This window comes from Streptomyces sp. NBC_00510, from assembly GCA_036013505.1.
Lineage (GTDB): Bacteria > Actinomycetota > Actinomycetes > Streptomycetales > Streptomycetaceae > Actinacidiphila.
This window is the reverse complement of record CP107851.1, coordinates 8362935-8387124: the sequence shown is the minus strand read 5'-3', so window position 1 is coordinate 8387124 and position 24190 is coordinate 8362935. Positions and strand designations below refer to the sequence as shown.

Genomic DNA, 24190 nt, shown 5'->3' with positions numbered 1-24190 from the left:
AACGGCGTCGCCTACTGGAACATCTCCGTCAACCGCACCTCGACGCCCGTTGCCGGGTTCCCGTTCGAGCTCAAGGCCGGCGACAAGGTCGGCTTCACCTGGACCGTGTTCCAGCCTGCACTCCCACAGGCTCGCCGTCCGCCCGGGTACGTGGCTCAAACGGTCAGCAGCAGGCCGATCCCGAACAGCAGGGCTGTGCACGCCAGCGCCGCCACCATGAAGACGGTGCGCCTGCCCGTGCCGCCGAGGCGTAGAGCGAGAGCCAGCGGGCCGACGGGAGGGATCTTGCTGTTCACGGCAGCCTCCGTGAGCCATGGATGAGTCCGGACGGATGCATTTCAGGGGTTCAGGAGGCTTCCCGTCGCAGCGCGTCCCGTAGCCGCAGGAGTTCGCGACGTCGGCGCCGGGCCCGGGCGAGGACGAGTGCCGCTGCGGCGACGAGCAAGGCACCGGTCAAGGCGGTGGCCAGTGTCCCGGCCGCGGTGGCGCGTGCCGCGGCCAGTGCTGTCCCTGCCATGCCGGTCACCACGGTGACCAGGAGCGCGAGCCGCGCTCCCAGCACCCGGTCCTGCGCGAACAGCGGTCGGCGCCTGCTCAGCACCCAGGTGGCGAAGGCGGCCCAGGCCAGCCCGATGGCGATCAGCGCGGCGAAGGCGGCCTGGGTGCGCGCAGGAAGCGGATGCGGCTCGGTGGCCCACAGCACCGCGAGCAGTGCCGCCGCGGATGCTCCCGCCAGTCCCACAGCCGCGTGGCGCATCCGGGAGCCCAGCGAGGCCTCCGCGGCGAGCGCGCGCTCGAGTTCCCTGGGCACATCCCGCTGAGCTGCGGGGTCCTGCTCACTCATGCCTCGTATCCCCTCTCGGCAAGTACGCTCCGCAACATGCGGCGCGCGCGGTGCAGTCTGCTCTTGACGGTGCCGGGTGGTACGCCGAGCACCTCCGCGCAGGCAGCCAGAGGCAGATCCTGCAGATGGAAGAGGATCAGCACTTCGCGCTCCGGGAGCGGCAGCCCGTTGAGGCCGGCTTCCACCTGCATCGCGGTCAGCACGCCGCTGAGGGAGTCGCCGTCGTCGACAACCACGGTGCCGGCCTCCTCCACGGACGTCTCCGAAACCCGGTACGCCTGCCGAAGGTGGTCGGTGACCGCGCGCCGGGCGATGGTGAACAGCCGCGGGGGCGAACCGTTCGGGCTGCCGCAGTCTCGGCAGCCCCCGCAGCACGGCGACCCACGCCTCCTGCGCGAGATCGTCCGCGAGGTGCGGCGAGCCGACCATCCCCCGCACGTAGCGCCACAACGGGGCGTGCCAGACGCGCACCAACTCACGGAACGCCTCCCGCTCCCCGAGCTGGCAGCGCACCACGAGCAGCTCGTCGCGTCGCCCGTTACCGCACCTCCCCTGTCCAGCGGTACCCGTCACCAAGTCAGTCGGCTCGTGGCGGAGAAAGGTTCACGAGACCAGGGCGAAGGTTCACGTGTCCGCTCGGCCACGCGCGAGACCTCCCGGGGTCCCGGGCACGAGTGGCCGAGTGAGGTGGGTCGTCCTCGTATCCGGGGCAACGGTGAAACCCAGACCGTCGCTGCCGCCCTGGATCCGGCGTTCGTCCCACATACCCCGCTCCACGGGGTTGTCATCCGCTGCCTCGGCCGGCGGATGACACACCGTCACCCATGCCCCTGCCATCCGCCCCTCCCCATGCCACGCCAACGAGCAGCACGATCGCACGCCTGCCGATGCGCTCGATCGGCTCGGCCAGGGCACGAACGGAGGGTGGCTACGCTGAGTTCGTCGTCCCAGCGACACCGGTCAAGCGTCCGCGCCTCGTGGCAGTTTGAGTCCGGCCCCCAGTACAGCGGCCGTGCAGGCGCACACGGCGGCGACGGCGAAGGCGTGCTGGTAGTTGCCGATGGGGATGACCGCCCGTGACCCTGTGGTGCCGGCTGCCAGGATGGCTGACGCGGCGGGCGCGCCGGCGGCCTGTCCGATCGTGCGGATCACCTGGTTCAGTCCTCCGGCCGCAGCCACCTCGTCTACGGGTGCGACACGGGCGATGACCTGGGATATGGCGGAGAATCCCGCGCCGATCCCGATGCTGACCTCGCAGAAGGAGTGGAACAGGGACCACAGAGCGGCCGGCCAGATCGTGAGGCCGAGCGCGCCGAGGCCCATGAGTCCCATGGCGGTGATGACGCTGGTGCGGGGTCCGGCGGTACGGAGTAGGGCAGGAGCGAGCGGCCCGGCCGCCGGCGAAGACGCACAGTGCGGAGGGCAGGAGGACCAGTCCGGTGTTCAGGACGTTGTATCCGTGACCGTAAACACCGCGGAGGTCCACGCCGCGGCGGACCGCATGCGCGACGCGCTGCAAGGCGTCGCCGACGCAGCGAAGTCCTGCGGTCAGATCCCGGCGGACTACGGACCCACCAACATCCTGCTCGTCGTCATCCACCTGCGCGGCGTCATCCCGGGGAACTCCGGCAGGGTGCTGGGCTACAACCGCAGGATCCTCAGGCCCCTGCTCGCCGGTCTTCGGGCTCTGGCATCCCCTGACGCGCAAGGCGAGGACGACGCTGGTGACGCGCCGCGATGGGACGAGTGGATCACGCTCTGGAGCGGAGAAGCCGCAGACTGACGCGACCGGGTGTCACTCGCCATGGACCGCGAGACCGCAGCATGGGCCAAGGTCCCGGAAGTCGGCTGCACGCGCCCGGTGACCACCACACCGGACGCGAGCGCCCTCGCACGGCGCGGATGACGCGCCCCGCTCAGGGGTAGAGACCGGCCCGGAAGGCGAACGAGACGAGCTGCGCCCGATCACGTGCGCCGACCTTCGTCATGGCCCGCACCGCATGCGTCTTCACGGTGAACGGCGACACGGACATCTGGGCCGCGATCTCGTCGTTGCCGAGACCGCTTGCGATGAGAACGACCACGTCCCGCTCCCTGGGTGTCAGAGCGCCGAAGCGTCGCAGCAGCTCCTGGTCGATCACCGGGGGCGGTCGGTCGGTCATGTGACCGATGAGCGCGGCGGTCGCGGCGGCCGACAGCGCACCGCCACCGCCGACGACCTCGGTGATGCCGGCGACGAGTTCAGCGGGGCTCACGGTCTTGCTCAGGAAACCGTTGGCGCCCGCGCGCAGGGCGGCGAGAACGATGTCGTCCTGGTCGAAAGTGGTCAGCACGATCACCCGCGTCTTTTCGGGTGGATGCTCTGCACGGATCCGGCGGGTCGCTTCGACACCGTCGATGCCGGGCATCCGGATGTCCATCAGGACCAGGTCGACGGGGTGCTCCCGGAGGAAGGGGACGACCTGGAGTCCATCGGAGAGATCATCCACGACGACGAGACTCGGGTCGAGCCGGAGCATCGCCCGGATCCCGGCCCTGATGTCGTCCTGGTCGTCGACGATCAGAATCCGCGTCATCGGACGACGGCTCCCAGGGGGCTGAACTCCGCGTGGACCCGGAATCGCCCGTCGTGACTGTCGATCGTCAGCCGCCCGCTGGAGGACTCCACGCGTTCGCGCATCCCCACGAGTCCGAGTCCGCTGCCCGAGTCGGAGCCGCGGGGTGAGCGACCGACGCGGTTCTCCACGGTGACGCAGATCCTGCCGTCGTGCTCGCGCACGTCCACCGATGCCGTCCCCTCTCCATGCCGGTAGGCATTCGTGAGCGCTTCCTGAACGACCCGGTAGACCGTCACGCCGACGCTGGGCTCCACGAAGCCGGCGGGGATGTCGATGGAGGGTCGGATGTCGAGGCCGATGCTCTCGAACGAGGCGATGAGTCCTTCCAGGCCGCTGAGCGCCGGGGTCGGCCGCAGCGCCTCGTCGTCGGAGACATCGTCCCCGAGGCGGAGGAGCGCGAGGATGCGTTGCGTTTCGACGATGACGGTGCGGGCGCTGGACCTGGCTGAGACGAGGGCCTGCCGGGAGGACTCGGCGTCTTCGGGCAGCCCGATTTCCGCTGCACCGAGGTGCAGGCTCAGCATCGCGACCTGGTGGCCGATGACGTCGTGGAGGTCCCGGGCGATGCGGAGTCGTTCTTCGGTCACTCGTCGGGTGGCTTCGATCTCGCGGGTGGCGATGGCGCTTTCGGCCCGCTCCTCCAGGGTCCACCAGTGGTCTCGATGGATGCGGAGCGCGGCCCCTGTCGCACCTCCTGCCACAGCGGAGAAAACGGCGGCGACTCCCACGACCGCACCGCCGCGGAATCCTCCGACCGTCATGAACGCCCCCAGGAAGAACGCCGCCACGATGCCGGTTCCGGCCAGCGGCTGCTTTCCCCTGAGGGTGACCGAGAACAGCACGAGCACCGCCATCATCCACACCGACAGGGGGTCGTGGCCCACCGCTGTGACGGCGAAGGACGCCGCGCTCGTCACGACCAGTCCCGCCCACGGCTTCCACCACGAGAGGGCGACACCGCCGCCGGCGAGGAGCACGGACAGGGCCGTCGGCCAGTCCGCACCCCTCAGGATCACCGCCACGATCTGACCGGTGAACGCCAGCGCGGCCAGCGCATAGGCGACTCGGTGCAGCACCTCGGGGCGGCGGACCCACAGCGGTGCCGCGAGCCCGTCCTGACTGTTCTGCGCCATCACCATGAGCCGATTCTCGTTCACATGTGCGGCCGCCGTGTACTTCGAATGATGTAGACCGCGCAGTTGCTTCGGTCGATCGGGACGGCAGAGCGCCTGCCGTCGAAGCGGATGGCAGAACTACTTCGTTCGAAGTACACGGCGCCTCCCGAGGCCCCTGAGACTCGTCATCGAGGCGACCGCCTCACACCGTCACGATCACCACGGGACACCCGATGACTCAGACCACCGTAACCTCGGCCCCTTCGACCACGGCCGCGACGACGCCTTCCGGGCTCCGATCGCTCCACCTGATCCGAGTCGTCTTCTCCCTGATCTGGGTGGCACTCGTCTTCACGACCTCCGCCTCGCTCGTGTCGGCGGACAGGCCCACGGTGATCGCGGCCGTGCTGCTCGTCGTCTACCCCCTGTGGGACGCCATCGCCACGCTCCTCGAGCGTCGCCTGGCCGGCACCGGCTCCGCGAACCGCGTCAGTACCGTCAACATGGGTCTCGGCCTCGCCACCACCGCCGGAATGATCATCGCCGTGTTCTCCACCATCGGGACGGCCCTGCTCGTGTTCGGCGTCTGGGCCCTCCTGTCCGGAGCCATCCAGCTCGTCGTGGCGATCCGACGCCGGCGCACCGTCGGCGCCCAGTGGCCCATGGTCATCAGCGGTGCACAGTCCGTACTCGCCGGCGCCACCATCGCTGCCACGTCCGCCTCGGCGACGAGCAGCCTGTCCACCGTCGCCGGATACTCGGCCTTCGGTGCCTTCTGGTTCCTCGTCTCCGTCATCGCCCTCAGCATCCGCAGCCGACGCGACAAGCGTTGACCACCGCCGTAGCAGCCACCGCCTCTCCCGGAGGCGCGGCGTCTTCATTGGAGAGGCATCCTGCTCGTCTCGGCCCCCGAACCCTGACGCGGTCGGCCGGCACGCTGCCGGGGTCGTTGTTCTTGCGAGGCGGGCATCGCTTCCCATCAGGTGGCACGACGGGCCTGAGGAGGGCGCAGGGGCGGGCAGTGTCCTCAGAAGCGCGGCACAGGCCGAGCCCTAAAGATCACGAGGAGCCTGCCAAGGGCGGTGTGAGGGCATCAACGAGGACCCGTACCTGCAGCAGGGGGCTGTTGGTCACCACACCTCGCACCTACGGGATGACCCGGACCACAAGTGCGAGCAGTGCACAGGGGCGGCATGTGACCGGGCTGCAAGTCCATGGCTGGCCTCTGGGTGGGCCTCAGGCGCGGGGGGGCGCAGCGGGGGCGCACGCGTGATCATGTGCGCACGCTCGGTGAAATTGGTGGGGTTGGGCGTGCACACTTGCGGGTCTCGTTCGCTTGGCTAGGAGCAAGGCGAAAGCGCTCGGTGCCGGGCGGGGGCTGCATCGGCCGACGAAAGGACACCAGCCAGTGGATCTCGATATGGCTGTTCACGTGGTGACGGGAGCGGTCGCGCTCCGGGTCTTCGCGGGAGATATCCGCGCCCTGGGAACGCGCCTGCTCGGTGCCGGGGTGCGGGTCGGCGCCGCCCAGCTGGCGGCGCAGCACCGGCGCGGGGAGGCGGCTGCCTCAAACGAAGGTACCGACGTGCAGCCGCTGGAGCGCGACTGATGAGCGGCCACCAACCGGATCCGTGGGCCGACCAGGCCGTGCGCGACGATCTGACCGCGGTGCTACCGGACACCTTCACCGCCTTCTACTGCCTGCACCACAAGGCCTACCTGCGGTACGCGCACCTGCAGCTGGACAGCCGGCCCGAAGCCGAGCAGGTCGTCGAGGACGTGTTCGTGCAACTGGCCACGGTGTGGCCGCACGTGCTGCAGCAGCCGAACGTGGATGGCTACGCCTGGGCGGCGTTGAAGGAAGAGGTCGCCCGGCGCCTGGAGATACAAGGCCGCTCCCCCGCCTTGGTGGAGACCGCCGCGTTCGAGCAGATCCGGCGCAAGAGCCGCAAAACCTTCGCCGCACTGGAGTCCAGCCTCGGCCTGTACACGGCGATCGCCCGCCTTCCGGAGCGGCAGTACGACGTGATCGTGCTGCGGTTCGTGCTCGGTTACCCGATGCGGCAGGTCGCCGAACTGATGGGCGTCTCGTACGGGACGGTCCGCAGTCACGTGCGCGGTGCCCGCCGGCGGCTGGCCAGGGATCTGGGGATCGACTGGGGCGCCGAAGAGATGAACGAGGAGGATTGATGAACCGGGGGAACAAGCGGAGCGATCGCATCGAGCACGTGCTGGCCGACGCGAAGGTCCTGGCCGATGAATACGCCGACTTCGATGAGCGGGCGGCGTTGGACCGCATCGCGCGGCGGGTGGTGTGGCACAGGGCCGAGTCGATGGAAAGCCGCGCCCGGTGGATCCGCACCACATCCGGCGCCGACACCCGCCCGGCCGACGCACACGGCGGCCTGCCGGCCGCCTTGCACGAGCAGGCCGCCACCGAACTGGGCGTGCTGTCCTCACAGGTGGTCCGGGACCCGCAGGCGATCGCCGCCATGGCGCTGCTCGTCGACGACCGGGCCACCATCGAGCCCACCGGCGCACTCGCCTTCGCGTGCCTGCTGTATCTAGCCGACCGGCACGAGGCGGCCCAGTTCTGGTGGCAGTTCGCCGCCGGCGCCGACTCCCCTACCGCGGCCCACTGCCTGTTCCTGCACCATCTGCAGCACAGCGAACTACGCGACGCGCAGCACTGGCGCAGGCAGGCCTTTCTGTTGCGGCACCTGGGAGAGGATCCGCTGGCGCACACCGCGTGGTCGCAGGCGACGACCGATCGGGCGCTGACGCACTGGCTCTGGGCGCCATCGCCGTCCCGGACGGCGATGGTCCCCACAGTGGTCACGGTCGATGTCGTCCACCGCGCGTGCCGGCCCGCATCGTCCCTACCGCTGTCGAACTCGCTCACCAGGGCCGTGCAACGGCTCGAGGCGCAGCCCGATGAGGACTTCGGCACCATCCCCAAGCCCGACCCGGAACTCGCGGCCGAGCTCGTGGACTGTGCGGCTTCATGACGAGCGCCTGCGTCTTCGGGGCAGGCATGGCGGGAGGCCGGTCGCCACCGATGGGCCTTCTGGTGAGCGGCTGGTCGGCTCGAGGATCGCCCTTGAGGCCTTGCGTCGGTGGTGGTGGTAGATGGCCCGCAAGGAAGCGACCCAAGACGGGCGTTGAAGGCTCTGGCAAGCCGGGGCACGGCGTGGTGTCCTGGGTATGGACCAGGCGTTGTCAGCTGCGATCGCTGTCGGGGGAACGCTGCTCGGTATGGCCCTGACGCACTGGTTCCGGCGGCAGTCCGCTCGGGACACCGAGAACAGTGCGCGGCAGCATTACCTGCGGGGCGAGCGCGCCTCGGCGTACAGCGCGTTCGCGGCCGCGGTCACCCAGCTGCCGCGGGCGCAGCTCGACCGATGGCACCGGCCGCGCGAGGCACCCGCAGACCCAGAGAACTGGCGGGCGAGGCGGAGGAGGGCCTGGGTGTGGGTCTTCCCGCGGGCCGTGTGGAGTACCGGTAGTTCTTGGACTGCTCGGCGACGACATGGTCGCGGGTGGGGACCAAGGTGCCGTCCACGCCGAACCCAACGTACAGTTCCTCATCGCCCCTGACGGGTCAGCAGCGCCGGTCGTAGATCGCCCGCAGCCATGGTTCCCTGACGGCGGGCATCCACGACAGCGTGTACCGGAACGCCTCCCTAGACGGCTGGAACGGGTACCACCGATGCGGCGGCAGCGGGTCGTCCCGCTCCACCCCTGCCGGCAGTCCGCCGACCACCGGCAGCCGGGTCCGGTGTGGAGGGAAGGCGAGCTCGGCCCAGAGCGCGGCATCCATGGGCACCGGCACCGCCCCGGCACGCGGCTGCCACATGTCTCCGGTCTGCGGATGTACCGGCACCAGCACCAGGTCAGCGGCCGGCTCGCCGAACCCCGGTCCCGCCAGGTCCAGCCGCTTCGCACCGTCCCCGGCGGGCAGCAGCGCGCCGAGTGCCCGGCCGAAGAGCTCGGCCACCGGCCCGGGCGCCACCTCGACCGGCGCGCCCCCGGCGGCCACCACCACGTGGGCGAGGGCCGCGCCCGCCGGGATGTCCCGGTACTTGCTCAGCCGGTGCCACAGCGCGCCGGTGGCCAGCAGCTCCGCCCAATCCATGACCGGCCGCTCCGGCGGGCCGGGCAGCCGCACTACTGCCTGCGGGACGAGCCGGACGACCTGCCAGCACCCGCAGTCGTCCATTCTCGTTCCGACCGGCAGATCGCAGCCCAGGCAGGCAAGGTTCGGCCCGTCCCTCCCGTCGATTCCCATGCAGTAGCCCCCGGCCCGCTCGACGATCAGCCTGGTGCCGCGCATGTCGCCGGGCGCGAGCAGGACGGTGCCCGACGGTCCGTCGGACAGCGCACCGTAGGGCGCGAAGCGCCCCCGCTCCGCCGCCTCGCGCGCCCCGACCTCGTCCCATTGCCGCCATGGCGGCCCGTACGGCGCAGGGTCGACGGAGTAGGACCCGACCTCCAGCAGGGGCGGGTGCAACTTCTCCCAGTGGGTGTCGGCCAGGTGGATCGGCAACGCCACCTGCGACACCGCCTCCGTCAGGACCGCACCGCAGCCCGCACACCCGAACACCGCCAAGCTGTCCCCTCCCGCCGTCGAAGCCCCTGCATCCCACCAAGCAGGCAAACCGGGGAGCAACGGGTTTTCAGACGACGCTGAACGCCCCGCCGATAGGCGGAGCGGGCCTCGACGTCCCGGTCGCAGCCTCAGGAAGTGGCAGCATCCGATCAGCACTTTGGAAAGCAGCGTGATCCGAACGGTCAAGGGTGGAACGAACGGCAGGTGATGCGGCAGCGCGGGCTCCCCGGCCTCGGGATCGTGATGCGAAGCCGTTGCCCTTCTCTTGAGGCGCCTGCTGTGATCAGAATGCCGCTATGACGACGATCTCCATCGGTGCTGAAGAGGTTGCCGCCGCCATCGACGCCCGAAGCCGCCAAGGAGTGTTCCTGGTCGCGATCGATGGCATGGGTGGCTCTGGCAAATCGACCTTGGCGACGGCCCTGGCGGAGTCGCGCGGCGCTGCGGTGGTTCACGGTGACGACTTCTACCGCCCCATGGACCCGGAGGAGCGTGCCGGGCTGGGTCCCGAAGAGGGCTACCACCGCTACTTCGACTGGCAGCGGCTGCGCGAGGAAGTGCTTGTCCCACTCGCATCCGGCCGTGATGCCACCTACCGGCGCTACGACTGGGCGACCGGTGATCCGGCCCCGGACGAAAGCCATGGTGTTTCCGCCTGCGGCATCGTCGTCGTGGAGGGCGTGTACACCGCCCGGCCCGAACTCGCCGACCACTACGACCTCCTCGTTTACGTTGACACCCCGCGGGAGGAATCCATGCGCCGACTGCGAGAGCGCGGTGACGACCACGGCCCGATCGACTGGGAGTCTCGCTGGCGCCTGGCCGAGGAGCACTACCTGGCCCTGACCCGTCCCTGGGAAAGGGCCCACCTCGTGGTCTCCGGGCACTGACCTGACCCTGGCCATCCTCCGTCGTGCCAAACTCGACATGATGTGAGGTGGGTGCTCAGCGCCCTGGGTGAAGGAGAGCGTCGGCCGGGCCGAGAGCCGGACATCGGTGGCCCCGCTACGATGCGCCCATGCCTGAGCAGTTGTTCGACCGCACGAGCCGCGGTTGCACGGTTGAGGATCTGGATTCCCGGTCGCGTACGACGATTCTGGCCGTGGCCGAGACCGAGCTGCTCGGTGATGCCGCGTCGGCCGCGATCACCTGCGTGGAAACCCGCAGTGTGCCCCGGCGCCGGCCCGGCGTCTTCGCGCGCTTGCTCGGGGGCGGCCCACAGCGTGAAACGCTGACTGCTGCCGTGTTGCTGCCGGGGCATCTCTTGGTCTCGGTCACCGACATGCGCACGGGGAAGACCACAGCACATTCCGGGCGGCTGGCTGATATGACCGTCACCGAGGTCGATCAGCGACTGGCCATTGACCACGGGGTGTCGGTCTTCACCCGCTGGTCGAACCGGTCCGAGGCCGAGTCGATGCACATCGCGCTCGGTGATGATCCCGCAGGCGTCTCGTTCAAGGCCATGCTGCGCCACGCCGTCCAGGCGGCACAGAGCGGTTGAGCGGATCGTGACGTCCTCACACCCTCACCGTCGTGCCGAAGAACGCCATCGGCACCGGAGCCTGCGGAACCACACCGCCCGCACGGCCAACCGCGGTCGTCGGCGGTACTGCCGCCTATCGGAACGTCCTGCAGGACCAAGGGAGAGGCGGCAGCCAGGCGCCGGTGAGGGCATGCCCGCATGCCGCCGGCGGCGCTACGCGCCCAGGTGGTTGATGTCCCGGCTGTGGAGGATCCGCTGGGCAGAGGTGCCGGGGCGGGTGACGGCGAGCATGGCGCGGCCGAGGTGATCGGTGGTCGTGGTGTGCTTCGGCGCGATGCGGTGCAGCAGCGGGTAGAGCCAGGAGGTGAGGGCGTAGGTGAGGCGGTATGCGGGGGTCTTGGAGACGGCTCCGTGGCGGGGCTGGATGTAGCCGGGGCGGAACATGTAGGCGTCCATCGGCATGGCCAGCAGGGCGTTCTCGGTGCGTCCTTTGACACGGGCCCACATGGTGCGGCCGTCCTCGCTGCTGTCGGTGCCTTCGCCGGAGACGTAGGTGAAGGTCAGGCCAGGGTTGGCGGTGGACAGCGTGTTCGCCGCGGCCACGGTGTAGTCGAACGTGATACGGGTGTACTCGGCTTCACTGCGGCCGGTGGAGGAGACTCCGAGGCAGTAGAAGCAGGCGTCCACGTCCGTCAGTTGCTCGGCCAGTCCGGACAGGTCGGCGAAGTCGTGGTGGATGATCTCGTGCAGCTTGGGGTGGGTGACGCCGAGCGGGCAGCGGTTCACCACCAGGATGCGGGCGACCTCGGGATCCAGCAGGCACGCGCGCAGCACACCATGTCCGACCATGCCGGACGCGCCGAAGATGACGACGTTCACGAAGGGGTCCTCCTGGTCAGGCGCGGATGATGGCCGCGGCGGTGGCGACGATGGTGGCGCGGCGGCGGTCGCGATCGGTCTCGGATGCGATGGTGGGCATCAGCGGGGTCTTGCTGACGGAGAGCAGGACCATGAGGTCGCGCAGTTCCTCGGCGGGAAGCGTGGCGGGGATGACACCGGCCTTCTGGGCCTGCGCGATGCGCTCCGCCTTCTCCCTCTGGGCGTCGTGGACGACCTGCGGCACGGCGTGCTCGGGTCGCTCGAGCAGCTGCCAGGCGGCCAGCCGCACCACGTGGGGGTGGTCCTGGTAGTAGTCGAACAGGCGCCCCACATAGCCGGGCAGGTCGGCGGGGTCCAGCGGGACGGCGTCGACGATCTCGGTGACCAGGTCACTGTAGGCCTTGTCGAACAGGTCGACCTTGCTGCCGAAGTACCGGTACAGCAAGGCGTTGTTGACCCCGGCGTTCTTGGTGATGCGCTCCACCCGGGCGCCGGCGATGCCGTACTGGGCGAACTCCTCGGTGGCGGCCTCCAGGATCTTCCGCCGGGTCTCGTCTGCGTTGCGTGCCATGGGTGCAGTGTAAGTAAGTAGGCAGTCACTTGCAAAACGCTGAAGTCCGCCCTACCGTCGAATGTAGGTAACCACTTACATTCCGTGGGGCGGAGCCCCGGGCACCCACCGTTCGCGCCCCCAGCCCCTCACCCAGCGGACGCACGCGACAGAAGGCATCAGGAAATCATGATCAATTACGAGAAGCTCTACATCGGCGGTCACTGGGTCGCCTCCTCCACCGACGAACCGATCGAGGTCCACTCCCCGCACGACCACACGCTGGTCGGACGCGCTGCCCAGGCAACACCCGCCGACATCGACGCCGCGGTCGCCGCCGCACGCCAGGCATTCGACGAGGGCCCATGGCCGGCCCTGCCGCCCCAGAAGCGCGCCGCGCTGGTCTCCAGGTTCAACGACCTGCACGCCGCCCGCGCCTCAGAGATCGCCGCCCTGATCACCGCGGAGAACGGGACCCCGGCCTGGTTCACACACACCCTGCAGGCTTCGCTCGCCGAACAGACAGCCGCCTACCTCCGCGCCGGCGACACCTTCACCTGGGAAGAGGAGATCACCAGCCCCGGCGGGGCCAGGGCCGTCGTGCGGCGCGAGCCGGTCGGCGTGGTGGCCGCGGTCATCCCGTGGAACGCCCCGCACCAATCCGCACTGGTGAAGATGATCCCCGCACTACTGGCCGGCTGCACGGTCATCCTCAAGGTCGCGCCCGAGACGCCGCTCAACGGCCTGCTGCTGGGCGAGTTGTTCACGCAGGCCGGTTTCCCCGAGGGTGTCGTCAGCATCCTGCCCGCCGACCGGAAGACCAGTGAGTACCTGGTCGCCCACCCGGGAATCGACAAGATCGCCTTCACCGGCTCAACGGGCGCCGGACGCCGCATCGCGTCGATCGCCGGTGAACAGCTCAAGCGGGTCAGCCTGGAACTGGGCGGGAAGTCCGCCTCGATCGTCCTGGAAGACGCCGACCTCGACGCCGTCGCGCAGGCCGCGCCTCTCATGGCCTTCACCAACAGCGGGCAGTCGTGCGCCGCCCACACACGCCTGCTGGCACCCCGCAGCCGTTACGAAGAGATCGTCTCCGCGGTCGTGGCCGCCGCCGAGAAGGTGACCGTCGGCGATCCGGCGGATCCGGCGAACTTCGTCGGCCCGCTGGTCACCCCCGTTCAGAAGGAACGGGCACTTTCCTACATCCGCTCCGGCCTGGAGGAGGGCGCCCACCTGGTCTTCGGAGGCCTCGGCGCCCCGCAGGGCCTGGAGCAGGGCAACTACGTCAGGCCCACCATCTTCGCCGACGTCGACAACTCCATGCGCATCGCCCAGGAGGAGATCTTCGGCCCGGTGCTCGTCATCATCCCGTTCGACGACGAAGACGACGCCGTCCGCATCGCCAACGACTCCCCCTACGGGCTCAGCGGCGGCGTGTGGACCTCCGATGCCGAACGCGGCCTCGCCGTGGCCCGCCGCATCCGCACCGGCACCTTCCTCGTCAACGGCGCCCCAGCCGGCTTCGACGCCCCCTTCGGCGGCTACAAGGCCAGCGGCATCGGCCGCGAGTTCGGAGCCGTCGGCCTCACCCACTACGTCGAGCACAAGTCGATCGCCCTCTGACCCACCGCCTCGCACCGCGATCACCCGAAGACCGGAATTCAACGATCTTGATCAACAGGTTGAGGAACTCGCGTCCGCCCAAGGCCCCCTGACCCACTGGCTGTGGGCGCCGGCGTCGTCCCGGACAGCGCTGGCGCCCACGGTGGTCTGTGCAATCAAGGGCGGCGACGGTTTCGTGGCTCAGACGACGTGCTCCAGGTCCGACAGGGCCTTCGGCGCCCCGTTGCCGCTGCTTGAAGGCAGCCGACCGAGACCCGCCTCCAGGACAACCCCTGACCCACCGCGCCCGGCACCACCGCACCCCACGGCGCGCGAGCCCGAGCGGATGCCCGCCCGCACCCGGGCCGTCTACCCCCGGGCCGGGGCTACCCTCGGTTCCGGCCCAGCGGCCCCACCCCACTCCTTGCCCTGTGCCACCTCCTGCGCACCGAAAGGTGACCGCAATGAACCTCCTTACGGAGCTGCTACGCCAGTACGACCGCGCCCGCGCGTACACCGACAGCCTGTGGCAGGACCTGACGGCAGACGAGGTGACCTGGCGACCACACGAGGACTCCAGCGCGATCGGCTGGCACCTCGGTCACCAGGCGCACGTCGCCCACTTCATGGTCCGCAACCTCACCGCCGCCGAGCCCAGCCAGCACCACGATGTCCAGCCCCCCGACCTCACGGCAAGAAGGTCGTCGTCATCAGCGGCACCAGCAGCATGAACCACACCGGCACCCCCGACGGCATCGCCTCAACCGTCACCCTCCAACTGTCGGAGCGCACCGGCTGGGTCACCGGCGCCGTCTGTCATGTCGACGGCGGCGTCACGGCCGGACGTAATCGATCAACGTCAGTGGCCGAGTAGTGTGAAGGTTCAACAGCAGACGGCAAGGTCGCCCACCTGTGCGGCGACGGGGCATACCGTCCACGCGATGCCCGGCAAGAGGAGGGCAATGTGAAGATCGGAGAGCTGGCCGCGAAGACCGGTGTCGCGCCGCGGCTGCTTCGTTACTACGAAGAGGTCGGCATCCTGACGCCGTTCCGGAGCCCCAACGGATACCGCACGTACGGCGAGCCGGCCATCGACCGCGTACTGCAGATCCGCGAACTCCTCGAAGTCGGTTTGACCACGGAGATGATCCGCGAGGTTCTGCCCTGTTTCGAGTCCGCCGAGGGCGATGCGCACGCCCGGGAGTGCCCGGACGCAAAGGACCTGGACGGTCTGCGACGCCAACTCAGCAGCATCAAACGGCGCATCGACGTGCTGCAACGCAACCAGCGCGCGATCGAGGCATACCTGCGCTTCCAGGAGGACGCCACGGCCCCCATGCCGACGACCGCGGATGGAGTCCTGGTCTTGGTTGCGGAGTGACAGCGGCGGGACTCACGCGGCCGAGCGCTCACCTGCCGGAAGGCGCTATCGGTGCGGCGCGAGGCTGACGCTGCCGGCGAGGCGGAGGCGGGCTGGAGGACGCCGCAACGGACGGATTCGCCAGTGGCGGGGCTCTGGTCCCGTCGACTGTCGTCCTGGCACCGGAGCCCCGCGCGTCATGGGTGCTGCTCCCGGATCAGATGCTGTATCCGCCGTCGACGGTCAACCGTGCGCCTGTGATGTAGGCAGCGTTCTCACTGGCGAGGAAGACGACCGCCTTGGCGATGTCCTCGGTGGTGCCCATGCGCCCCAGGGGCGTCATGGCCACCTGCGGGGCAGCGTTCGGCCCGTCCGCAGGGTTCATGTCCGTGTCGGTCGCCCCGGGCTGGACGACATTGACGGTGATGCCGCGCGGGCCGAAGTCGCGCGCCCACCCGCGGCCGAGCTGGTCGATCGCTGCCTTGCTCGCCGCGTACTCGGCGACGCCAGGGACAGGAACGCGGTGGGCGACGATGCTGCCCACCAGGATGACGCGCCCGCCGTCGGGCAGATAACGCGATGCGGAATGCGTGGTGACGACGGTGCCCATCACATTGGTGGCCATCATCTGCTGGACCCCTTCGAGAAGGTCCAGGTCCAACTGGTCGACGGTGCCCATGACGGCTACTCCGGCGGAGTTCACCAGCACGTCGATCTGGCCGCCCAGGAACTCGGCAGCCTGTTCGACAGCGGTCGACGCCTCGTGGGGAACGGACTGATCCGCCTGTACGGCAAGCGCCTTCGCCCCAAGTGCGGCCAGGTCGGCGACGACCTCTTCCGCCTGCTCGCGCGACTTTCGGTAGGTGATGACGACGTTCGCACCCTCGCGGGCCAGTTCCCGGGCGATCCCCGCACCGATACCTCGCGACCCTCCGGTCACGAGCGCTGTCCGTCCTGTCAGAGCCTTGGGCATGGCGATGTCTCCTTGCGCCGTTCAGTTGGCTTTCAGCTACTGAACCGAAGCTAAAGGTTGACATTAGTGTGAACGTCAAGCCGGGATGCCGTGACGCCCGCCACTCGCGCTTGCGCTCATGAGGCGCGCATCCGCACAGTCACAGCGCTGTCGCGTGTGACCCATATGCGGCGAATGTACCGTTCCAGCGACCGTCAGGTTCGGACACCTCTCAGCGACCGCTACGCCCGCAGTTCGCATCGAGAGGGTCAACATGGCGGAGTCCGCGCCACTCTCGCGCCAGAACGGGCGGGGAGTCAGGGGGAATCGCGACCCCGCATCCGATGCCGATGCTGCGTCCGTCGGCGGACACCGGGAAGTTTGGATTCGACACCGCCCCAGATTTCAAGTCATCCAATTTTTTCATCCTCACTGCTCGGGCCGCAATTGTTGCACCGGGATACCCTGCCAAGGGAATCCGAAGTGGCGCATTCTTTGCCAAATTTGGCTCGCTTGAATGAATTAATTTTATCCTCTCCCGCAACGCTTTATCTACGTTGAGAGCCTGCGCCGGATTCACTCCAAGGTGTATCAACGCGGAACCCGGGAAATCTCGCGCAGCAGGACGAGATGGGGCCTGAGCTTGGGAAACGCCGGGGTTGTGACCTCCCGGGCGCCGTCGAGCATTTCTCGGCGATGCCCTGTTTGGCCGACCTTCACCGCGAAGCGTGAATGACTTCCGAGTGGCCATCGGCTAGCTTCAGTTTCGCATCAGGAAATTCCTGACTCCAAGGGAGGAATGCAGTGAAAGGTCTTGCTCGAGCCGCGGCTACGGTCGCATTGGCGGTATCAGCCATGGGGGTTCCCCTGGCCGGTACGGCGCTGGCCACTTCCGCGACCTGTTCGGGGGATGGCTGGGACAACGGCTACGGTGGCCGGGGCTACGACCGCGGGGACCACGGCCGTGGAGGCTACGGCCACGGAGGTCACGACCGCGGAGACTACGGCCGCGGGGGGTACGGCCGTGGAGGCTACGACCGCGGAGGCTACGACCGCGGTGGGTACGGCCGTGGAGGCTACGACCGCGGAGGGTACGGCGGTTGGGGTGAGGACTTCGGCTACTTCCGACTCACCAACAAGTCGCTCAAGTCTGCGCACGTGAAGGCCCGTAACGAATCGCTGTCGGCCAACGTCGCCTCCCCGGCGGCAGTCGCACAGTCCGAGGCGATCCAGGCCATCAACATCCGTCAGTAGCTCCCGAAGCCGACCGTCGTCCTGGGCAACCTGCCGTGTCAGGGCCCGGTCACATTCGAAGGGGTCAATGGGCGAAGGCCTGACCGCGACCGTTCCTGGCGGGTCGGTCGCGGTCAGGCTCGTCTCGTCATGGCCGGCAATGCTCCACGTTGAAGTGCCGGGCCATCGGGTGAGATCGCGCAGGACGCGCGTCTGGTCCGGGTGAGTTTCCCCTTCAGGGACATCACAAAGATCGATTTTGCATACCCCCACGGCGAAGAAGTCCCGTCAGGCGCTCACCACGTCCTGGTGTTCCGATCTGGAAGGCTCACCCCGACACCGGCAGCACCAGCCGTGAGGGGCGGGCTGCGGCGTGGTGGACACGTCGCGTGCCCGGGGTGTCGGGGACCTCCCAGCGGGGATGGGCGGAGGCGGTCACCTGGAGGCGGAGCCGGTGGCCCGGACGGAACACGTGCGCCGCGGACCACAGGTCGACGCGGACTTCCTGGGGGTCCGCATCGGCGGAGGCTTCGGCGCGGGCGACGCCATCGGCGAGATTGATCGACGTGCCGTCCGGGCGGACGTCGCACAGCCGGGCCACCCAGGCGGCCGGGCCGTCGCTCGTGGTGGTGAGGACCGCGGTGATCCGGCCTGCGACCTCCAGGGGGGCGGTCAGCTGGGGGCCGGTCCAGGTCAGGACGTCGGGCCGGGCCTCGATGGCGCGCTGGTCGAACGGGCCCGCGGGATACGCGTCGGTCAGCAGGAGGGCGCCGCCGCACACCGGTACGGGGTCGGCGGGGTGGTGCACGAAACAGGCCGGCGGCTCGTCCGTGCCGGGTGGCTCGGGCGACAGTGTGTCGGGGGCCCGGAGGAACCACGTCGTCTTGGTGGTCGGGGGCGGCCAGCGGTCCGTCCGCCGCCAGACGCCGGCGCCCGTCACGAAGACCAAGACGGTAGACGCCGGTGCGCTGCCGCCGCGCCCCAGCACCCCGTCGAGCCAGTCGAGTTGCAGCGCCCTCAGCGACCGGCCGCCATCGATCGCGTCCAGCGATCCGATGCGCCCGGCGTTCCAACGCACCAGGCTCGCGACTGCCGTGCCGGTGCCCAGGAACGCCGGGGCAGGTGAGGCCGTCGCCTCGGCGTTGCAGGGGTCTTGGCGAACAGGGAAAAACCGACCGGATCCAGGGGCGCCTACGGCGACCACCACGACCAACTGGCCGCGATAAAAAGGAGCTACGACCCCTACAACTTCTTCCACGCCAACCAGGACATCCCGCCCTCCACCTCCTGAGCGGCCTCCCCGCCAGCGCATCCGCGGCTGCGGGGAGCAGGAGGGCACCTTCAGCGCCCTCCTCCGCCTGACGGTGGGGACCTGTTGGCTCTACGTCCCGCGGGCGCGTGAAGGGAATGCCGCGCGAGACTGCGCCTGCAGGCGGCGCGCGATCGGGCCGCCTCCCATGTCCTCGAAGCCGGTCATTCGCCTGAGATCACGCCACCGGGATCGCGGGCTCGTCGATCACGCTTGCGTCGCCGCCGCGGATGGGGCCCACGCTCCACGCGTTCAGCTCATGCGGGGTGCCGAGCCTGATCGCGCTCACCTCGTCGAGCCGGGCGAACTGCGCCGGGGTCAGCGTCACGTCCAGCGCGCCCAGGTAGTCGTCGAGCTGCGCGACGCTGCGCGGGCCGATGATCGGCACGTACGCCGTGGCCGCCCGCGCGCCCTGCTGCCGCATCCAGGCGATGGCGACATGGGAGGCCGGCACGCCGAGTTCGGCCGCGACGTCGAGGACGGCGTCGACGATCGCGGTCTTCTGCGCGGTGTCCTCGAAGAACCCGACGGCCTTGAGGTCGCTGATCCGGCCGGTGGCGCCCTGACGGTACTTGCCGGTCAGCAGGCCGCCGCCGAGCGGGCTCCACAGCGCCGCGCCCAGGCCGAGTGCCCTCGCCATCGGCAGCAGCTCCCGTTCGGCGGTGCGGTCGACCAGGCTGTACTCGACCTGGATTCCGGCCACCGGGGACCAGCCGCGCAGTTCGGCGATGGCGGCGGCGCGCGACACACGCCAGGCCGGGAAGTTGGACAGCCCGAAGTAGCGGATCTTTCCTGTGCTGACCAGGTCGTCCAGTCCGCGCAGGATCTCCTCCATCGGAGTCAGGCCGTCAGGGGCGTGCACCCAGTACATGTCCAGGTGGTCGGTGTTCAGGCGGCGCAGGCTGGCTTCGAGGGCCTGGACCATGTACCGGCGGCTGTTGCCGGTGTTGGAGACGGTCTGCGGTCCGACGCCGTTCATGCTGTACTTGCCCGTCAGCACGAAGTGGTCCCGGTCGGCGCCCAGGAACTCGCCGAGCAGCTGCTCGGATTCGCCGGCCTGGTAGTTCTCGGCGGTGTCGAGGAGCGTGCCGCCGGCTTCGGCGAACCGGTCGAAGATCTTGCGGGCCTCGGCGGGCTCGGCACCGGGGCCCCAGCCGCCACCGGCGCGCCAGCCGGTACCGAAATTGGCGGTGCCGAGGCCGTACTCCGACACGCGCAGGCCGTTGTTGCGGCCGAAGGTGGTGTATCGCATGGGGTGACATCTCCACTAAGACGAGCAACTTGCGTTGCGTAAGGGTGGACGCCGTTCTTGGCGCTTGCGAGGTGTGCCGGGTCAGCGGGGGACGGTCACGACGATCTTGCCGACCTGGGATCCTGACTCGAGACGACGGTGGGCCTCGACGATGTCCTCCAGCGGGAAGACGGTGTCGATGACCGGCCGCAGGGTCTCGCGGGCAAGGCCGTCAAGGACCCAGTCGACGGCGACCTTGCGGCGTTCGACGTCGGTGGTGAGGTCGAAGACCTTGTATCCCCGGACGGTCAGGCTCTTGCCGATCGCCTGCAGCACCGGCAGCGTCGTGGCCTCGCTGCTCAGCGCGCCGTAGAGGATCACGGTCCCACCGGGCGCGGCGGCACCGATCAAGTCCGCCAGAGCAGGTCCTCCCACCGGGTCGAGGATGACGCGCGCTCCGTGACCGTCGGTGAGCTCGTTCAGGCGGGTGACCACGTCTTCCTCGCCCGTGACGACCACTGCCTCCGCGCCTTCGTCCAGGAGCCGCTCGCGCTTGGCGCTGCTGCGGGTCAGTGCCACGGGCCGGGCCCCCACACTGCGGGCTATCTGGATCGCGGCCAGCCCGACGCTGCTGGAGGCGGCCGGGATGACCACCGTGTCACCGGCCCTTAGGCTCGCGGTTTCGATGAGGGCGCCGTAGGCGGTCAGGTACTGCCCCCACAGGGCCGCGGCCTGCTCCCAGGACAGTGTGTCGGGGTGCTTGACCACCGCGGTGGCGGGCGCGATGGCCAGCTCACCGTGGATGGGGTAGTCGGTGGCCCGGAAGCAGGGGATCAGGCTGACGGCGTCGCCGACGGTGAAACTTTCGACGTCCAGGCCGATGGCGTCGACCTCACCGGAGGCCTCCCATCCGATACCGGAGGGGAACTCCGCGCGGTGACCGCTGCGGAGCATGGCGTCCGCTCGGTTCAACCCGAGAGCACGGGTGCGGAGGCGGATCTCGCCGTGCCCGGGTTCGCGGACCTCGACGTCGTCCAGGGTCAGGACCTCGGGGCCGCCGGTGGCGTGAAATCGGACGATCTTGCTCATGTGAGTGGTATTGCCTTTCGAGTCTGGGATGGCTGGGGCAGTTCAGGCCCAGCGGTCGGCCGTCCCCCGGTGACGTCAGGTGACCTTGTCGAGCTCCCGTCGGTCGGTGCTCCTGTCCGTCTGCGCAGGTACCCTGCGACGTCCCAGCGATCCGGACAGGGCGACGAGCAGGCCGATGGCCGCGAGCACGGTGACGGTGATCATTGCGGGGGTGAAACCGGCGAGCAGGGTCTCGGGCCCGCTCTTGCCGCCGTTGCCTGCGGTAAGGACCGCGGTGACGATGGCGAGGCCGATCGCGCCGCCGATCTGCATGGAGGTGTTCAGCAGGCCGCCGGCCAGGCCTTGCTCGTGGTCGGGGATTCCCGAGGTGCCCTCAAGCTGGAAGGGCGCGAACGCCAGCGTGAAGCCGATGCTGAGCAGCAGCATGCTGGGCAGCACACCCACGGCGTAGGGATGGTCCCGGGCGATGGCCAGGAAGAGCGCATAGGCGGCCACGTGCGCGATGACGCCGGCGATGATGCTGCGCGCGGTGCCGTATCGCGCGATCAGGTACGGGATACGGGGCGAGGCGACGGTGACGATGGCGGCGGCGGGAAGGAAGCCGAACGCGGTCTGCAGCGCCGACCACTGCAGCACCTGCTGGAAGTACAGCGTCACCACGAACTGGAAGCCGACATAGGCGCCGAAGAACACCGACAGGCCCACGTTGGCACGCACCAGGGAGCTCGAGCGCAGGATGCCCAGACGGACCAGCGGCTGCGCCCCGCGCAACTCGATCACCACGAAGGCGGCCAGCAGCGCGGCAGCGAGCCCGAACTCCACCAGCGTGCTCGCCGTGGTCCAGCCCTTCTGCGGCGCTTCGACGACGACGTAGACGAGCAGCAGCATTCCGGCGACGAGGGTGAGTGCGCCGGGCAGGTCGTAGTTGCCGACGGTGCGCGGTCCGTCCTTGGGCAGGACACGGATCGCCGCCACCAGGGCGATCAGCGCCACGGGCACCGGCAGGAGGAACGTCCACCGCCAGCCGACCTCGGTCAGCGCACCGGACAGCACCAGCCCCCCCGAGAAGCCGCCGGAACCGAAGAGCGTGTAGATCCCGATCGCCTTGTTGCGGGCAGGCCCCTCGGCGAACGTGGTCGTGATGATGGAAAACGCCGCAGGTGCGGTGAACGCCGCCGACACGCCCTTCAGGACACGGGCGACGATCAGAAGGGTCCCGTCGTCGACCAGGCCGCCGACCAGCGAGGTCACGGCGAAGACGGCGACCGCCGCCAGGAAGACACTGCGCCGGCCGAGGATGTCGGCGGCGCGCCCGCCCAGCAGCAGAAACCCGCCGTAGCCAAGGACGTAACCGCTGACGATCCACTGCAGTGCGCTGGTGGACAGGCCCAGGTCGTCCTGGATCGAGGGCAGGGCGACACCCACCATGTTCACGTCCAGCGCGTCGAGGAACCCGACGATCGAGACGGTGAGCAGGATTCCCCACTGCCGCGCGTTCCATGTGGGCGAGGAAGTGGACAACGGCGATGGAGCGGAAGGACTCATGGGCGATACGCTGACATGCTCGTACTTTAAATGCAAGTGCATCTAATGCATGAGCATCAAATGCGTCGACCGCCTCCACGGCCGATGGTGCGGCCGGTCACGGCCGCCCGGCTGCAGCAGTTGCGGAAGAGCGAACCTCCTTGCGGCGGAGTGTCCCGGCGAGCAGCGGCCGCAAGGCTGCGCGTGCCACGGCCCTCTTCACGACGTGTGGCATTTGCACCGATATCGGTGCTTACGGTGTATATGGGGTGGAGGTGCATCGGCCACGGGCACGGACGGCATTCCGGCGGCGACTCCGGCTCTGCGGAGATCGCGATGGGGTGGCCGCCCACCACCTGCAGAGGAACCAGGAATTACCTGACGTCGACGCTCAGAACGGTACCCCGGGCGGCTCATGGGGTACGGCGGTCGGCTGGACACACCTGCGCCCCGCCCGGGTTCCACGTCGGGCGGGGCGGCGTCCTCAACACCCGTACATCCCCGCGAACGCGGCGGTGACCGGCAAGCGGGCCCACGCCTCCGCGCAGTCCGCGCAGGCCCTCGCCACGGGTGCATACCCGGGCGCCGTCCTCGATCGTGTGGTGCTTCACCGGGCGATCACAGCGGGGGCATGCCTGGAGGTAGGCGGCCCGCAGGATCCGGCTGCGGTCGGCGCGCAGGCACAGGCGGCGGTTCGGGCGGGTGTACGACCTCACGCTTCTCCCCGGGAGCGGTGAGAGCGTCGGACAGGACCCCAGCTGATCACATAGGCATCAGATCGCCCGTCTGAAGGGCTTGTTGTCACACATCGGCGGGCTGTCCGGTCCCCATAGGCGCAGGCTGCATGACAGGGCAGGCTGCGCCGGCACGGGCTGATCACCCGTGCTGGAAGGTGGCCATCGGCCCGGCGTGAAACGGGCCCGGCGCACCCGAAGCGCCCGTCCCAGCAGTGGAGGCGGGCGCTTCGCGCGAAGCGGCGGCCGGCCAGACGCCCTTCGGGGCGCCGGCGCGAACGCCCACTGGGATAGAAAAACCGCAGGCCGGCACCACACTGCGAGCTCGGCAAGACCGTGAAACGAGTCGCACCCCTCACCTAACAGGTCCGCACCAAACAGCAACAGGGTTAAAGATCAAGCTCAATGCGGGCGGTCCGTGGTGATCAGATTGCCTGGAGAACATCCATGATCACCCTCTGCCGCGGGTCTCAGGGCGCCAGGGCGCCAACCGATACGCGAACGAGCCGGAGTGACGGCAAGTCAGGCGCTACGAGCAGGGGTACCATTCAAGATCGAACCCCCAAGCCCCACGCATGGCCGCTCGGCTGAGCGACGACACCGCAACCGCCCCGGACCAGGAGACCGTTGTGGTCCCCGGAACCGGCGCCATCCTCCCGTCGCCGGCCAAGTCCCCAGCGGCCGTCCACGAACAGCGCCGGGCCCCGGAAAACCAGATCGAGGCCCTGCTGGAGGCTCACCCTCTTGGCCAGGCCCTGACGTCGCTGCCCAGCGTCGGCGTCAGGAGCGCCGCAGTCCTCCTGGTCACCATCGGCCGCGGCAGCTCGTTCCAGAGCGCGGCCCACCTCGCCTCCTACGCCGGCCTCGCCCCGACGACCAAGCAACCCGGCACCTCGATCCACGGCGAACACACGCCCCGCGGCGGCAACCGCAGCCCAGACGCGCTTTGCTCCTCTCCGCGTGCGCCGCCCTCCACGACCCCGCCCCCGCCTTCTTCCCGCTTCTCGGACTACCGGTCCGCTCGGACGGGGAGGAGCTGATCGAAGCGGTGGCGA

27 protein-coding genes and 1 pseudogene are annotated in these 24190 nt (G+C 69.3%); 14 read left to right on the top strand and 14 right to left on the bottom strand.

The window, feature by feature from the left end:
- Positions 1 to 155 precede the first annotated feature (155 nt).
- The 4 genes from OG937_38055 to OG937_38040 all read right to left on the bottom strand — a co-directional run bounded on the left by OG937_38055 (position 156) and on the right by OG937_38040 (position 2176).
- Positions 156 to 296, bottom strand: a complete 141-nt coding sequence (locus OG937_38055; protein WUD79098.1) for a hypothetical protein — start codon at positions 294 to 296, stop codon at positions 156 to 158.
- A 50-nt stretch (positions 297 to 346) separates the two neighbouring features.
- The gene (locus OG937_38050; GenBank protein WUD77100.1) at positions 347 to 844 is read right to left on the bottom strand and encodes a transmembrane transport protein; all 498 of its coding nucleotides are present in this window, start codon (positions 842 to 844) and stop codon (positions 347 to 349) included.
- Positions 841 to 1323: an RNA polymerase sigma factor gene (locus OG937_38045; protein WUD77099.1), complete on the bottom strand. Its 483-nt coding sequence runs from the start codon at positions 1321 to 1323 to the stop codon at positions 841 to 843. Before OG937_38045 ends, OG937_38050 begins: the two co-directional genes overlap by 4 nt.
- Positions 1324 to 1804: 481 nt before the next feature.
- Positions 1805 to 2176, bottom strand: a complete 372-nt coding sequence (locus tag OG937_38040; GenBank protein WUD77098.1) for a hypothetical protein — start codon at positions 2174 to 2176, stop codon at positions 1805 to 1807.
- Between the two features lie 127 nt (positions 2177 to 2303).
- Here OG937_38040 and OG937_38035 point away from each other — a divergent pair, with 127 nt between their 5' ends.
- On the top strand, positions 2304 to 2627 hold the full coding sequence (locus tag OG937_38035; protein WUD77097.1) for a hypothetical protein: 324 nt from the start codon (positions 2304 to 2306) through the stop codon (positions 2625 to 2627).
- A 133-nt stretch (positions 2628 to 2760) separates the two neighbouring features.
- Here OG937_38035 and OG937_38030 read toward each other — a convergent pair whose 3' ends face one another.
- The gene (locus tag OG937_38030) at positions 2761 to 3420 is read right to left on the bottom strand and encodes a response regulator transcription factor (protein ID WUD77096.1); all 660 of its coding nucleotides are present in this window, start codon (positions 3418 to 3420) and stop codon (positions 2761 to 2763) included.
- Entirely contained in the window at positions 3417 to 4601 is a 1185-nt protein-coding gene (locus OG937_38025; protein WUD77095.1) for a histidine kinase, read from the bottom strand. The genes OG937_38030 and OG937_38025 overlap by 4 nt, the downstream gene beginning before the upstream one ends.
- Positions 4602 to 4810: 209 nt before the next feature.
- Here OG937_38025 and OG937_38020 point away from each other — a divergent pair, with 209 nt between their 5' ends.
- The 4 genes from OG937_38020 to OG937_38005 all read left to right on the top strand — a co-directional run bounded on the left by OG937_38020 (position 4811) and on the right by OG937_38005 (position 7585).
- Positions 4811 to 5410 carry a DUF308 domain-containing protein gene (locus tag OG937_38020; GenBank protein WUD77094.1) on the top strand — a complete coding sequence of 200 codons (600 nt, stop codon included), beginning with the start codon at positions 4811 to 4813 and terminating at the stop codon, positions 5408 to 5410.
- A 575-nt stretch (positions 5411 to 5985) separates the two neighbouring features.
- The gene (locus OG937_38015) at positions 5986 to 6186 is read left to right on the top strand and encodes a hypothetical protein (GenBank protein ID WUD77093.1); all 201 of its coding nucleotides are present in this window, start codon (positions 5986 to 5988) and stop codon (positions 6184 to 6186) included.
- Complete coding sequence (locus OG937_38010) at positions 6186 to 6767, top strand: sigma-70 family RNA polymerase sigma factor (protein WUD77092.1); 582 nt, start codon at positions 6186 to 6188, stop codon at positions 6765 to 6767. The genes OG937_38015 and OG937_38010 overlap by 1 nt, the downstream gene beginning before the upstream one ends.
- Positions 6767 to 7585: a hypothetical protein gene (locus OG937_38005; GenBank protein ID WUD77091.1), complete on the top strand. Its 819-nt coding sequence runs from the start codon at positions 6767 to 6769 to the stop codon at positions 7583 to 7585. The genes OG937_38010 and OG937_38005 overlap by 1 nt, the downstream gene beginning before the upstream one ends.
- Positions 7586 to 8178: 593 nt before the next feature.
- On the opposite strand, the gene OG937_38000 is transcribed toward OG937_38005, so the two are convergent.
- Positions 8179 to 9186 (bottom strand): hypothetical protein, encoded by a 1008-nt coding sequence (locus OG937_38000; GenBank protein ID WUD77090.1) that lies wholly within the window; start codon positions 9184 to 9186, stop codon positions 8179 to 8181.
- 296 nt (positions 9187 to 9482) lie between these two features.
- Here OG937_38000 and OG937_37995 point away from each other — a divergent pair, with 296 nt between their 5' ends.
- Both OG937_37995 and OG937_37990 read left to right on the top strand, forming a co-directional pair.
- Positions 9483 to 10076 (top strand): AAA family ATPase, encoded by a 594-nt coding sequence (locus tag OG937_37995; GenBank protein WUD77089.1) that lies wholly within the window; start codon positions 9483 to 9485, stop codon positions 10074 to 10076.
- A gap of 128 nt (positions 10077 to 10204) precedes the next feature.
- The gene (locus tag OG937_37990; GenBank protein ID WUD77088.1) at positions 10205 to 10690 is read left to right on the top strand and encodes a hypothetical protein; all 486 of its coding nucleotides are present in this window, start codon (positions 10205 to 10207) and stop codon (positions 10688 to 10690) included.
- 195 nt (positions 10691 to 10885) lie between these two features.
- Here the strand turns inward: OG937_37990 and OG937_37985 are convergent, their stop codons facing one another.
- Together OG937_37985 and OG937_37980 are read right to left on the bottom strand one after the other, a co-directional pair.
- Positions 10886 to 11551 carry an epimerase gene (locus OG937_37985; protein ID WUD77087.1) on the bottom strand — a complete coding sequence of 222 codons (666 nt, stop codon included), beginning with the start codon at positions 11549 to 11551 and terminating at the stop codon, positions 10886 to 10888.
- Positions 11552 to 11567: 16 nt separating this feature from the next.
- Entirely contained in the window at positions 11568 to 12122 is a 555-nt protein-coding gene (locus OG937_37980; GenBank protein ID WUD77086.1) for a TetR family transcriptional regulator, read from the bottom strand.
- A gap of 168 nt (positions 12123 to 12290) precedes the next feature.
- On the opposite strand from OG937_37980, the gene OG937_37975 reads away from it, so the two are divergent.
- The 4 genes from OG937_37975 to OG937_37960 all read left to right on the top strand — a co-directional run bounded on the left by OG937_37975 (position 12291) and on the right by OG937_37960 (position 15084).
- On the top strand, positions 12291 to 13724 hold the full coding sequence (locus OG937_37975) for an aldehyde dehydrogenase (protein ID WUD77085.1): 1434 nt from the start codon (positions 12291 to 12293) through the stop codon (positions 13722 to 13724).
- 443 nt (positions 13725 to 14167) lie between these two features.
- Positions 14168 to 14434: a DinB family protein gene (locus tag OG937_37970; protein WUD77084.1), complete on the top strand. Its 267-nt coding sequence runs from the start codon at positions 14168 to 14170 to the stop codon at positions 14432 to 14434.
- The gene (locus OG937_37965; GenBank protein ID WUD77083.1) at positions 14431 to 14577 is read left to right on the top strand and encodes an SDR family oxidoreductase; all 147 of its coding nucleotides are present in this window, start codon (positions 14431 to 14433) and stop codon (positions 14575 to 14577) included. Before OG937_37970 ends, OG937_37965 begins: the two co-directional genes overlap by 4 nt.
- 90 nt (positions 14578 to 14667) lie before the next feature.
- A complete protein-coding gene (locus tag OG937_37960; GenBank protein ID WUD77082.1) occupies positions 14668 to 15084 on the top strand; it encodes a MerR family transcriptional regulator in 417 nt (138 codons plus the stop codon).
- Between the two features lie 196 nt (positions 15085 to 15280).
- Here OG937_37960 and OG937_37955 read toward each other — a convergent pair whose 3' ends face one another.
- Complete coding sequence (locus OG937_37955; protein WUD77081.1) at positions 15281 to 16036, bottom strand: SDR family oxidoreductase; 756 nt, start codon at positions 16034 to 16036, stop codon at positions 15281 to 15283.
- Positions 16037 to 16870: 834 nt separating this feature from the next.
- On the opposite strand from OG937_37955, the gene OG937_37950 reads away from it, so the two are divergent.
- Positions 16871 to 17269, top strand: coding sequence for a hypothetical protein (locus tag OG937_37950; GenBank protein ID WUD77080.1), 399 nt, complete (start codon positions 16871 to 16873; stop codon positions 17267 to 17269).
- Between the two features lie 307 nt (positions 17270 to 17576).
- On the opposite strand, the gene OG937_37945 is transcribed toward OG937_37950, so the two are convergent.
- Positions 17577 to 18326 (bottom strand): CocE/NonD family hydrolase, encoded by a 750-nt coding sequence (locus OG937_37945; GenBank protein WUD77079.1) that lies wholly within the window; start codon positions 18324 to 18326, stop codon positions 17577 to 17579.
- Positions 18327 to 18401: 75 nt separating this feature from the next.
- Between OG937_37945 and OG937_37940 the strand changes: the two genes are divergently transcribed.
- A complete protein-coding gene (locus OG937_37940) occupies positions 18402 to 18539 on the top strand; it encodes a BBE domain-containing protein (protein WUD77078.1) in 138 nt (45 codons plus the stop codon).
- 196 nt (positions 18540 to 18735) lie between these two features.
- On the opposite strand, the gene OG937_37935 is transcribed toward OG937_37940, so the two are convergent.
- The 3 genes from OG937_37935 to OG937_37925 form a co-directional block, all read right to left on the bottom strand.
- Positions 18736 to 19809 carry an aldo/keto reductase gene (locus OG937_37935; protein WUD77077.1) on the bottom strand — a complete coding sequence of 358 codons (1074 nt, stop codon included), beginning with the start codon at positions 19807 to 19809 and terminating at the stop codon, positions 18736 to 18738.
- 81 nt (positions 19810 to 19890) lie between these two features.
- Complete coding sequence (locus OG937_37930) at positions 19891 to 20877, bottom strand: zinc-dependent alcohol dehydrogenase family protein (GenBank protein WUD77076.1); 987 nt, start codon at positions 20875 to 20877, stop codon at positions 19891 to 19893.
- Between the two features lie 75 nt (positions 20878 to 20952).
- On the bottom strand, positions 20953 to 22422 hold the full coding sequence (locus OG937_37925) for an MFS transporter (GenBank protein ID WUD77075.1): 1470 nt from the start codon (positions 22420 to 22422) through the stop codon (positions 20953 to 20955).
- 1273 nt (positions 22423 to 23695) lie between these two features.
- On the opposite strand from OG937_37925, the pseudogene OG937_37920 reads away from it, so the two are divergent.
- Positions 23696 to 24120, top strand: a pseudogene (locus OG937_37920) (transposase).
- Positions 24121 to 24190: the final 70 nt, after the last annotated feature.